Origin of the sequence: Streptomyces aurantiacus JA 4570 (assembly GCF_000414115.1) — a bacterium.
Classification (GTDB): Bacteria; Actinomycetota; Actinomycetes; order Streptomycetales; family Streptomycetaceae; genus Streptomyces; species Streptomyces aurantiacus_A.
In genome coordinates this window covers 26,092-37,337 of record NZ_AOPZ01000198.1, presented here as the reverse complement: position 1 = coordinate 37,337, position 11,246 = coordinate 26,092, and the positions used below count along the sequence as shown (strand labels likewise).

General features: G+C 72.0%; 11 protein-coding genes and 1 pseudogene. 9 read left to right on the top strand and 3 right to left on the bottom strand.

Annotated elements, in window-relative coordinates; genetic code table 11:
* Both STRAU_RS19825 and STRAU_RS19820 read left to right on the top strand, forming a co-directional pair.
* Positions 1-599 (top strand): annotated as a pseudogene (locus STRAU_RS19825) (questin oxidase family protein); the annotation flags it as partial.
* A gap of 66 nt (positions 600-665) precedes the next feature.
* On the top strand, positions 666-1,184 hold the full coding sequence (locus STRAU_RS19820; protein WP_037660591.1) for a MarR family winged helix-turn-helix transcriptional regulator: 519 nt from the start codon (positions 666-668) through the stop codon (positions 1,182-1,184).
* Between the two features lie 39 nt (positions 1,185-1,223).
* Here STRAU_RS19820 and STRAU_RS19815 read toward each other — a convergent pair whose 3' ends face one another.
* Positions 1,224-2,756: an MFS transporter gene (locus STRAU_RS19815; RefSeq protein WP_016642153.1), complete on the bottom strand. Its 1,533-nt coding sequence runs from the start codon at positions 2,754-2,756 to the stop codon at positions 1,224-1,226.
* 98 nt (positions 2,757-2,854) lie between these two features.
* Entirely contained in the window at positions 2,855-3,571 is a 717-nt protein-coding gene (locus tag STRAU_RS19810) for a TetR/AcrR family transcriptional regulator (protein ID WP_016642152.1), read from the bottom strand.
* 398 nt (positions 3,572-3,969) lie between these two features.
* On the opposite strand from STRAU_RS19810, the gene STRAU_RS19805 reads away from it, so the two are divergent.
* The 5 genes from STRAU_RS19805 to STRAU_RS19785 all read left to right on the top strand — a co-directional run bounded on the left by STRAU_RS19805 (position 3,970) and on the right by STRAU_RS19785 (position 8,317).
* The gene (locus tag STRAU_RS19805) at positions 3,970-5,283 is read left to right on the top strand and encodes a M6 family metalloprotease domain-containing protein (RefSeq protein ID WP_052029167.1); all 1,314 of its coding nucleotides are present in this window, start codon (positions 3,970-3,972) and stop codon (positions 5,281-5,283) included.
* Positions 5,284-5,415: 132 nt separating this feature from the next.
* On the top strand, positions 5,416-5,886 hold the full coding sequence (locus tag STRAU_RS19800) for a hypothetical protein (protein ID WP_158692099.1): 471 nt from the start codon (positions 5,416-5,418) through the stop codon (positions 5,884-5,886).
* A gap of 17 nt (positions 5,887-5,903) precedes the next feature.
* Positions 5,904-7,238: a hypothetical protein gene (locus STRAU_RS19795; protein WP_016642149.1), complete on the top strand. Its 1,335-nt coding sequence runs from the start codon at positions 5,904-5,906 to the stop codon at positions 7,236-7,238.
* A 77-nt stretch (positions 7,239-7,315) separates the two neighbouring features.
* Positions 7,316-7,810 (top strand): hypothetical protein, encoded by a 495-nt coding sequence (locus STRAU_RS19790; protein ID WP_259299944.1) that lies wholly within the window; start codon positions 7,316-7,318, stop codon positions 7,808-7,810.
* A 9-nt stretch (positions 7,811-7,819) separates the two neighbouring features.
* Entirely contained in the window at positions 7,820-8,317 is a 498-nt protein-coding gene (locus tag STRAU_RS19785) for a hypothetical protein (protein ID WP_016642147.1), read from the top strand.
* A 5-nt stretch (positions 8,318-8,322) separates the two neighbouring features.
* Here STRAU_RS19785 and rho read toward each other — a convergent pair whose 3' ends face one another.
* Positions 8,323-9,486, bottom strand: coding sequence for a transcription termination factor Rho (gene rho, locus STRAU_RS19780; RefSeq protein ID WP_016642146.1), 1,164 nt, complete (start codon positions 9,484-9,486; stop codon positions 8,323-8,325).
* Between the two features lie 417 nt (positions 9,487-9,903).
* Here rho and STRAU_RS19775 point away from each other — a divergent pair, with 417 nt between their 5' ends.
* Together STRAU_RS19775 and STRAU_RS19770 are read left to right on the top strand one after the other, a co-directional pair.
* Positions 9,904-10,194: a hypothetical protein gene (locus STRAU_RS19775; RefSeq protein ID WP_037660565.1), complete on the top strand. Its 291-nt coding sequence runs from the start codon at positions 9,904-9,906 to the stop codon at positions 10,192-10,194.
* 193 nt (positions 10,195-10,387) lie between these two features.
* Positions 10,388-11,203, top strand: coding sequence for an SDR family NAD(P)-dependent oxidoreductase (locus tag STRAU_RS19770; protein WP_016642144.1), 816 nt, complete (start codon positions 10,388-10,390; stop codon positions 11,201-11,203).
* Positions 11,204-11,246 lie beyond the last annotated feature (43 nt).

Sequence of the window (11,246 nt, the reverse complement as noted above, 5' to 3'; positions counted from 1 at the left end):
CCCCGCTGCCCGCCCGCACCCCCGTCGCCCTGCCCGCGCCGGCCTCCCCCGCGGCCGCGCTCGACGCGGTGGAGCGGATCCCGGTGCAGGACGGCAGCCTCCCGGACCGCTTCGCCCAGCTCACCTCGGTCCCGGCCTGGCCCGCGGGCAACGGGGACCGCGCGCCCGGCGCCCCCGACCCCGGCACCGCCCGCGCCCTCCTCACCGACCTCGTCACCGCCGCCGTCCACCGCTACGCCACCCACGGCCACGGCGAGCCGATCATGCTCGTGCACGCCGCGACCGCCCCCAACGCCGTCCTGCGCACCCTGCCCGCGCTCCCCCGCGAGCTGTGGCCCGCCTCCCTGGACGCGGCCTGGGCGGCGAGCGCGGCGGTCACCGCGGCCTACGCTCCCGCGACCCCGGCGGCGTACGAGGGGACGTACAAGGAAGCGCACGAGGAAGCGGCGCGCAGCACCTTCGACGAGGTCTTCGCGCGGGCCGCCGCGCACGGCGACGATCACACGGTGAAGTTCGCCGACACCGCCCGTGACGTGGGCGACCGCGCGGCGCGGACCGCGGCGCTGCGCGGTGTGGAGCTCAACCCGCCCGCGCTCTGAGGCAGTTCGCGCGCCCCCGGGGCGGCCGGTCCGGGGGACACAGGAAGGGCTCGTACAGTGGAATACATGGACACGCCATCCACCGCGACAGCGGACGCCGCCGGGCCGCGCTGGCTCGATGACGAGGAGCAGCGCACCTGGCTGGCGTACATACACGCCTCCACGCTGCTCGAGGACTTCCTGGACCGCCAGCTCCAGCGGGACGCGGGCATGCCGCACGTCTACTACGGCCTGCTCGTGCAGTTGTCCGCGGCGCCGCGGCGGCGGCTGCGGATGACCGAGCTGGCGAAGAGTTCGAAGATCACCCGGTCCCGGCTCTCGCACGCGATCGCGCGCCTGGAGAAGAGCGGCTGGGTGCGGCGCGAGGACTGCCCGACGGACAAGCGCGGGCAGTTCGCCATTCTCACGGACGCCGGCTTCGACGTGCTGCGCCAGACCGCGCCCGGGCATGTGCACGCGGTGCGCCAGGCCCTCTTCGACCGGCTGAGCCCGGAACAGCAGAAGTCCCTCGGCGAGATCATGAGGATCGTCGCCGAGGGACTTCAGCCGAAGGAGGCGGGGGCGGACCTGCCCTGGCTCCGTTAGGAGCGATCGGGCAGGTCCACCCGCTGGTCGTACGTGGCGTCAGTGCGCCACGACGGGGATCTTGACAGCGTCCTCGGGGTTCTCGACACCGTCGCCCGAAGCCGCCGGAGTGCCGCTGTCGGCACCGGTGTTGACCAGGACGGCGGCGATCGCCGACGCCGCCACCAGGATGCCGACCGCCCACCAGATGGCGGACGTGTAGCCCTCCACCATCGACTGGGCCGCGAGCATCTTCTGCGCCGCCGGGGTGGTGGCGGAGGCCGCGTGGTCCGTGAGGTACGCGGTGGTCGCGGAGGCCGCGATGGTGTTCAGCAGGGCCGTGCCGATGGCGCCGCCGACCTGCTGCGAGGTGTTGACCATCGCGGAGGCGACACCGGCGTCACGCGGCTCGACACCGTGGGTGGCCAGCGACATGGCGGGCATGAACGCCGTACCCATGCCGAGGCCCAGCATCAGCTGCGCGGGCAGGATCAGACCGGCGTACGAGGTGTCGACCTCCAGCTGCGTCAGGAGCAGCATGCCGACCGCGGCGAGCAGGAAGCCCGGGGCCATCAGCAGGCGCGGCGCGACGCGGGTCATCAGGCGGGTGCCGATCTGCGTCGAACCCACGATCATGCCGAAGATCATCGGCAGGAACGCGAAGCCGGTCTTCACCGGCGAGTAGCCCTGGACGATCTGCAGGTAGTACGTGAGGAACAGGAACAGGCCGAACATCGAGATGATCGCGAGGCCGAGCGAGAGGTAGACGCCGCCGCGGTTGCGCTCGGTCAGGACGCGCAGCGGGAGCAGCGGCGACTTGACCTTGGCCTCGGTGACGACGAACGCGGCGAGCAGCACGACGGAGGCGACGAACATCGTCACGGTCACGGCGTCGGACCAGCCGTCGGACTCGGCGCGGGTGAAGCCGTAGACGAGCGCGACCAGACCGAGGGTGGACAGGACGACGCCGGGGATGTCGAGCGGCGAGCGGTTGCGGCCCTCGGAGGGCTCACGGATCACGAAGTACGCACCGGCGGCGGCGACGACCGCGAACGGGATGTTCACGAAGAACGTCCAGCGCCAGTTCAGGTACTCGGTGAGGAAGCCGCCGAGGATCAGGCCGACGGCGCCACCGCCACCGGCGATCGCGCCGTAGATGCCGAACGCCTTGGCGCGCTCCTTGGCCTCGGTGAACATCACCGCGAGCAGCGACAGGGCGGCGGGCGCGAGCAGCGCGCCGAACAGACCCTGCAGCGCGCGGGCGCCGAGCATCATGGCCTCGTTGGCGGCGGCACCGCCGAGCGCGGACGCGGCGGCGAAGCCGATGAGGCCGGTCACGAAGGTGCGCTTACGGCCCCACAGGTCGGCGATGCGGCCGCCGAACAGGAGCAGACCGCCGAAGGCCAGGGCGTAGGCCGTGATGACCCACTGCTTGTTGCCCTCGGATATCCCGAGGTCCTCCTGGGCGGACGGCAGCGCGATGTTCACGATGGTCGCGTCGAGGACCACCATGAGCTGGGCGATCGCGATGAAGGTCAGCGCTTTCCAGCGCTTTGGGTCGGGAGCGAGTGAAGTGACGGGTGACTGAGACATGGGTGGGTCCACCTAGGAAGACAAAGAGGTGAGTACGGGGTAAACGAGACACCTGAGGGGCGTGCGTGCGCATCGGCCCCCGGTCGCGAGGACGGGTCCTACTTTTGACCCAGGCCCTCCTCGCTGGACCGCGGTCGCCGCGGCCGCCGTTCGTCGTGGTCGCGACGCAGCTCCTCCAACGTCGCGGCGTGCCCCGGGAGTTCGGAGCGTGCCGGGGTCATCAGGCCGTCGAGGAACAGCTGCAGATGGCGGTGGACGAACTGGTCGAAGTCCACCAGGCAGCCTGCGCCCGGCAGCGGCCTGGTCAGCTGGGAGAGGGCGACCATCAGATCTCCGACGGCGATGTCGGTCCGCAGCTGACCGGCGGCGCGCACCCGCGCCATCAGCCCTTCCACGGCGTCCTCGAGCCGGATCCGGCCGGCGTGCAGATCGGGATGGTCGGGGTCGACGGCCTCGGAGAGGATCGGACACAGGGCGCCGATGCGTTCGTCCACCGCGGCGTGGACGAAGCCCCGCAGCGCCTCGAAGGCGGCACCCGGGTCGGCCTCGACGGCCTCGACCGCCTCGTCGGCCAGGGCCGAGACGCGGTCGGTGACGGCCAGGACGACGTGGTGCACCAGCTCGCCGCGGTCGGCGAAGTGGCGGTACACCGTGGCGTTGCCGACGCCGGCGCGGCGCGCGATCTCGTCGAGCGGCACCTCGGGGCCCTGCTCGACGAACATCTCGCGGGCGGCGGTGACGATCCGCTCCCGGTTGCGCAGAGCGTCGGCCCGCGGGCGGGACGTACGGCGCTGCGCGACGGTGGCGGTTTCCACGGTGAACTCCTCGAAGCGGTCAAAGGCCCCAGGCTCGCAGGGCCCGCGGTGGCGGGTCCAACGAATTTCCCGGCGGGGCCGGGGTGAGCGATCCGGGGAGTGGCTCCCCGTTTCGCGCGGACACCGGTCTAAACGGGGAAACGATCCCCGGTTATTTCCCGCTCGACATGTGACCTGCGTCACGCGCCCGCCGAGCGCCGCCATGAGCCCGCCACGAGCCCGTGGCGGATCCGCCGCCAGCCGGTGGCAGATCCGCCGCCAGCCCTCACGCCCCCCTCCCCGCCTGCGCAGACCCACGATCGGTCGCGCTCAGCGAGCGCCCGCGCACCCTCCGGCAGAGGGTGATCGAACAGGGTGCAGTCGGGTCCGGCGGCTGCCGTGGAGTGGAGGGCCCACGCATGCGCATATCTCGCCCCTCGTCCCTTCGCCCGTCCCGCCGCCCGTTCCGGCGCGTGTCGCGCCGCACCGCGGCCCTCGCCTCCGTCACCGCCCTGGCGCTCGGCGCCGCCGCCTCCGCGAGCACCGGGCGCCTCATGGACGAGACCCCGTCGGCGGCGGGCCCCACCGCGCAGGCCCGGTCGGCCGCGCTCGGCCGGTGCATGATCGGCGGCGGCCTGGGGGTGCAGATGTCGGAGGGCATCCCCACCGGACCCGGCTACGCCCGCTCCACCGGCACCGTCCGCGCGCTGAACCTGATGGTCGACTTCTCCGACGCCCCCGGCGAGGGCCGCGCCCTCGACCGGCTCGGGGAGTTCTTCCCGCAGACCACGGACTGGTTCCGCACCAGCTCCTACGGCCGGGTCGACTACCGCCCCGAGGCGCCCGTCCAGGACTGGCTGCGGATGCCGAAGCCCTTCAAGAAGTACGGCATAGAGCGCGGCGCCCCCTTCGACCCGGGCTACCGCGAGCTGGTCGACGACATCGTGGCCACCGCCGACCCCGACGTGGACTTCGCGGCGTACGACCTCGTGAACATCCTCGTCACCCCGAACGCGGGGCCCTCCGCCCTCGACACCGTCCTGTCGGTGACGTTCGCGGGCAACCACGAGGCGCCCGTCGCCGACGGCGTGCCGATCTCCAACGCGTCGTTCGTCTACAGCCGCCAGGACGACGGCTCGGGCAGCTACGACCAGACCGGCTACCGCGTGCTCCCGCACGAGAACGGCCACGTCTTCGGCCTGCCCGACCTGTACACGCAGGACGGCGGGGGCGCGGTCGGCCACTGGGACATCATGAGCGAGGACTGGGGCGCCAACAACGACCTGCTCGCCTGGCACAAGTGGAAGCTGGGCTGGCTCGACGACTCCCAGGTCGACTGCGCCTCGGCCTCCGGCACCACCGAACACCTCCTCACCCCGCTCGCCCGCACCGGCGGCACGAAGCTCGCCTTCATCCCCCTCACGAAGAAGACCGGCTACGCCGTGGAGGTACGCACCCGAGCCGGCAACGACGAGGCGGTCTGCCGCCCCGGCGTCCTGATCTACCGCGTGGACGCGGACGTCGACACCGGCCACGGCCCCATCACCGTCTCCGACTCCACCCGCGACAGCGGCGGCTGCACCCGCAGCCCGAACGTGCACGCCGAACTGTCGGACGCCCCGTACGCCCCCGGAGAAACCTTCCGGGACCGGGACACCGGGGTGCGGGTGACGGTCGCGGGGGCGGACCTGGACGGGAACTACCGGGTGCACATCACACGCCCGAAGGACTGAGGCCATCTATCCGGCCAATTCGCTGGTTTACGCAAGGGAATTGGCGCTAGAACGTTAGTCTGACGTCTGGACGGCGCCCGCCCGCTCAGCGATGTGCGCGAGCGAGGGCGCGAACAGGCGACGGGGGTGGCCATGAGTTCTGAGAACTCCGCGGACCAGCGCATGCAACTGGCTCAGACGGATCCCGCGTGGGGCGGTGCCGGGGAGGTGTCGCTGGCGAGTTCGGCGACGGACAAGAAGCGCGCCGTCCTGTTCATGGAGAACCGCCTCCTTCCGGACACGAAGGCCGCCGCGCGTATGGCCGAGAGCGGCGGCCAGGTGCACGCGCCGCTGGCCGGTCCGGGCTCGCCGCAGGGCGGCATGGGGAAGCCCGACACGGGACTGAGCGGGAGCCTGTCGAGCTGGGACACGTACAAGGGACTCTCCGACGCCATGACGGTGTGGCAGGGCCAGACTTCGGCGCTGCTCAGCCGACTGCACCAGGAGATGAACGGCCTGCGCGGCGCGAAGAACGCCCTGCACTCGCCGGACGTCGGCATCGGGTCCCAGGTCGAGGGCATCGGCGTACTGCGGAACCCGTCCAGCGCTTTCGACCGCATGTGACATCCCGGGGGGGGACCGTGGCACTGACGTATCAGGACGTGATGACCGCCGACCTGTCGCCGCTGGCGGACGTGTCCGACGCCTGGCGGAAGATGGGCGAACGATTCGGCGAACTCAAGGACGACTACGAGAAGCAGGTCCCGCGGGCGCTGGCCAACGGCAAGTGGGAGGGAGTTGCCTTCCGCGCGCACCAGAAGACGGCCACGGCGACGGGGTTCGAGTACGCGGCGGCCAGACACGAGGCGCTGGCCCTCGCAAGCCTGCTCAAGCAGGCGCACACCAAGCTGACCGGGATGCAGAAGTCCCTGCGCGACCTGGTCGGCGACGCCGAGGCGCAGGACTTCAAGGTCGACAGCTCGGGCCGGGCCACGTACGTCGGCCTCGACAAGCGCTCCGGGGCCGGGAGCATCGACAACGACCCCGACTACGCGCGCGTGATGGCCGAGGCCCGCAGCGCGGAGCGGGAGTGGACCGAGCGGATCGCCGACACGGTACGGGCCGTGGACGACGCCGACCAGGGTGTGCGGCAGGCGCTGGCGCGCGCGGCAGGCAGCGTCCCCGCAGGCCGTGGCGCCGTCGGCTTCAACCCGTACGCCGACGGGGACTTGGACAAGCCCTGCCGCGCCCCTTCGGGCGGCGCCTCGCCGGACGGCACATCGTGGCAGGCCGACGGCAATGTCGAGCTCACCGGGCCCGGCATCGACTACTCCCTCACCGGGCCGGGGTACGGCAGGCAGGGCATGGCCAAGCTGGCGGCCGACGGATTCCACCTGACCGCGGACGGGAAGCTGACCGACGGCAACCGGACGTTCTCCGGCATCGCTGATGTCTATGGCGGGGCCAGGATCACGGGAGGCATCGACATCACCAATACCGGTGTCAGCCTCAACGGCGAAGCGTCAGCCGGGGTACGGGGGATGGCCGAAGGGCGGGCGGAGGCGGGGAACTTCGGTGCCTACGGCCGAGGGACCGGGTTCGCCGGGGCCGAGGCATCGGGCGAGGCGAAGGCGGGCTTGGACGGATTCGCGGCCGGAGGAAAGCTGTTCGCCGGGGCGAAATACGGGGTCGCCGGGGGCGGCGACGCCGGCGGCATCGGCGTGGGCGCCACGGCCGAGGGCTGGAACGGGGTTGGCGTGGAGGGCAAGCTGCTCTACAGAGACGAGGACGGAAAGTACAAGATCGGCGCCAAGGCCGGCCTCGGGCCCGGCGCCATCGGCCTGGAATTCACGGTGGAGCCGGGCAAGGTGGTGGACACCGCCAAGGACGCGGTCGGCGTGCTCGGTGACGGGGCCGGGAAGGTCAGGGACATCGCGGGCGGTGTCACGGACGGGCTGCGCAGTCTGCGTCCCTGAGCCCGGTCCTATCCGGAAACCCCACACACACGGCAGACCCACACGCCTACGGAAGCGAGAACACCATGCCCAGCCCGATGCCCGTGCCTCTTGAGCTACGGCTCCCAGAGGGCTGGCACGCGGCGTCCCCGGAGCGGATGGGCGTTCCGGACGCCGCCTTCGTCGCGCTCCACGCGCACCCGGACGACGGTTTCACCGCCAATGTGACCGTCGACAGCGCGTATCGACCGGACGCGGCGCCCCTGGCCGAGATCGGTGACGAGTCGGTGGCGGACCTGGCCGGGGTCGCCGAGACTCTGGACGTCACCAGCCGCCGCGAGATCGGCTCCGCCGCAGCCCCCGGCCTGACGCAGACACTCGCCCTCACCACCGCCGTCAACGGCGTGCGCCGCGAACTCACGCAGTCCCAGGTGTATCTGTCCCTCCTCGACGTCCACGACCCGGGCCGGCGCGTGGTGGTCCGGCTCATCCTGACCGCCACCGCGGCCCAGCACGACGACGTCCTGGAGGACTTCCGGGACATCGTGGCCACAGTGCGCCCGACCCCCGATACACAAAACCCATCCGAATAGGTTGCTCCCATGGGTCTCTTCAGCCGCTTCGAACGCGTCACACGTCCCCCCGACGGCATCGCGCCCCGTACGCCGGACGAGGTCATCGAGGCGCTGCTCGACCTCAATTGTCCCGAAGCGCCCTGGACCATACGCGACGGCACCCCGGACGAGGGCGCCGACCTGGTGGCGGACTGGCACTGCACGGACCCCGTCTGGCGGAAGTACTTTCACCGGGTCAATGAGGACTCGGTCCTGCAGACGCGGATGCGCCTGATGCCGGACGAGTGCCAGGTCCGCTGTCTGGACTACCAATGGCAGCTGGGCAACTCGGACGGCGACATCTACACCTGGGGCCGAGGGCAGTTCCGGTGGGTATCCGGGTCCCGGGTGATCGAGCGCGGGCCGGACGGGAAGCGGCGTATCCAGAAGACGGACAGGTACGACACCGCCGACCTGAAGAACCCCCTGCGGGACACCGTGCTCGACATGGGCTGGTCCTGGAGGGCCCGCTTCTCGAAGTTGTGATCGGCTCACGCCGCCGTGGCCTTGGGCACCGTCTCGCGTACCTGTCGCAGGAAGGCCGCGTTGCTGGGCGTCCGGCGGATGTGGTCGAGGAGCACTTCGAGGCCGCTGCCTCCTTCGCGGGCGTCGCGGGTGTCGCGCGTGCCCCGGAGGCCCAGGGCGCGGCGCAGGCCGCGTACGGCGGTCAACTCGTCGGCCGGTACGAGGAGTTCCTCGCGGCGTGTGCCGGAGGGGGTGACGTCGACGGCCGGGAACACGCGTCGGTCGGCGAGTCTGCGGTCCAGGCGCAGCTCCATGTTGCCGGTGGACTTGAGCTCTTCGAAGTAGTAGTCGTCGGCGCGGGAACCGGTCTCGACGAGGACGGTCGCGAGCATGGTCAGGGAGCCGCCCTCCTCGGCGAGGCGCGCGGCGCCGAAGAGGCGCTTGGGTCCCTGCACGGAGGCCGCGTCGACGCCGCCGCTGAGGGTGCGGCCGCCGGAGGCCGCGGAGTTGTTGTAGGCGCGGCACAGCCGGGTGAGCGAGTCGAAGAGCATCACGACGTCGCGGCCCTCCTCGACGAGCCGCTTGGCGCGCTCGACGGCGAGTTCGGCGAGCGCGATGTGCGTCTTGGGCGGGCGGTCGAAGGTGGAGGCGAGGACCTCACCGCGTACGGAGCGGCGCATCTCGGTGACTTCCTCGGGGCGTTCGTCGAGCAGGACGACCATGAGGTGGCACTCGGGGTGGTTGGCGGCGACGGCGGCGGCGAGTTGCTGGAGCAGCACGGTCTTGCCGGTGCGCGGCGGCGCGACGATGAGGCCGCGCTGGCCCTTGCCGACGGGTGAGACGAGGTCGACGACACGGGTGGCGACGGAGCCGCCGGCCGTCTCCAGGCGCAGCCGCTCGCGCGGGTGCAGCGGAGTGAGGTCGCCGAACTTGGGCCTTGCGCCCTGCTCTTGGGGCGCGCGGCCGTTGACGCGGGCGACGGCGGCGAGCACGCCCGGCTTGTCGCCGCAGACGCCCTCGACGAAGTCGCCGGTACGCAGGCCGTGTTGACGGATGAGGCCGGCCGGGACGAGCAGGTCGCCCGGCCCGGGCAGGCAGCCGGCGACGCGGAGGTGCCCGTTGGGGGCGGCGCGGCCGGTGCCGGGGCGTGCGATGTCCAGGACACCGCTGCGGAGGGTCTGGCTGGTCATGGTGGTGGGTCCTTTCGCGGACAGGCGAACGGGAGGCCCGGCGAGGCGGAGAGTTCACGCCTTGCGGGCGGGCGGACTCGCGGGACCGCGGCGGCATCGAGGCCCAGGAACTGGAACCGAGCGCCGCGAGCAGGCAAGTCGCTGAAACGGAACCCGAGACGGGAGGAACCACATGACACGCGAGATATAAGGAGACGCGTGTGAAACGAGAGGCCCGAAACGGGGAGGAGAAGCACGGGCGCCCAGAGGGGGCGTACACACGTGCTGTCCGCACCGTAGCACACGGACGGCGTGAACGGCGCAGTGCGCAGGGGATCTTGAGCCCCCGCACGCCCGGTGACGGTACGTGCATGATCGCGTACGGTCGGTGTCCACGAGGGCCGTGACCGGCGGCTCCGGCAGGCAGGAGGAATGCCCATGCGTCGTTTCGCGCTGACAGTAGGCTCCCTGATGGCGGCGGGAATGCTCGCCTTCGCGGTCCCGGGCTCCGCCGTAGCGGCCGACGGGGTGCTCATCGTCAACGGCACGGCGTACGAAGAACCCAGTGGCTGCTACGACTCGGACCGCTGGCCCCTGAGCGTCTCCAACTACACGGACGAGGTCGCGCTCGTCTTCTCGAGCCCGGGCTGTTCCGGTCAGGTCATCGAACTCGTCAATCCCGGTGACGAGACGGTCTCCGAGTTCGGAGCCAGCGTCTACCTCCACTGACCACCACCCCCGTGTGCGCACCCCCGCCCACAGCTGACCGCCCGCTCCGGCTGCGGCCCCCATGGGCAACCGGACCGGGGTGGGCGGGGGTGACGGGAGGGTCGCACGCGGTGGGACGGCGCCGCGTGCGACCCTGGTCGCCGGGGTCCGGCACGGGCTCCGGCACACCCGGGAACACGGAGGCCGAACACCCATGGCGGAGAGCCGAGTTGTCATCGTCACCGGCGGCGGAACGGGCATCGGCGCCGCCACCGCCCGCCAGTTGCGGGCCGCGGGACACCGGGTCGTCGTCTCCGGCCGCCGCCCCGAGCCCCTGGAGAAGATCGCCGAGGAGACCGGCGCCCTCGCCCACCCCTCCGACGCCGCCGACCCGGCCGCCGTCGCCGAGCTGGTCGAGGTCACCACGCGGGCGTACGGCCGCCTGGACGGGCTCGTCCTCAACGCGGGCGTCGGCCACCCCGGCGCGGTCGGCGACCTCTCCCCCGAGGACTGGGCCAGGGTCATGAACACCAACCTCACCGGCCCCTTCCTGCTTCTGCGCGCCGCGCTGCCGCACCTGCTCGAAGCGCGCGGCTCGGTCGTCGCGGTGGCGTCGGTCGCCGCGCTGCAGAACAGCGCCGCCAACGCCGCGTACGCCACCTCCAAGGCGGCCCTCCTCCAGCTCTGCCGCTCGGTCGCCGTGGACTACGGCTCGCGGGGGCTGCGCGCCAACATCGTGTGCCCGGGCTGGGTGCGTACGGAGATGGCGGACTGGCGGATGGGCAAGTTCGCCGACGACGCCGGGCTCGGCACGGGCGCGGAGGGCATCGAGGCCGCGTACGAACAGGCCACCCGGCTCACCCCCACCGGCCGCCCCGGCCGCCCCGAAGAGGTCGCCGAGGCGATCGGCTGGCTGCTCTCCCCCGCCGCGTCGTACGTCAACGGCGCGACCCTCACGGTGGACGGCGGTGTCACCGCGGTGGGGGTCGGCGGGGTGGCGTTCGGGTTCCACGTCGAGCCGCGCGGCTAAGGGCTGGCGCCCCTGCCGCCGGGCCCCCCGCCGCCGTACCGTT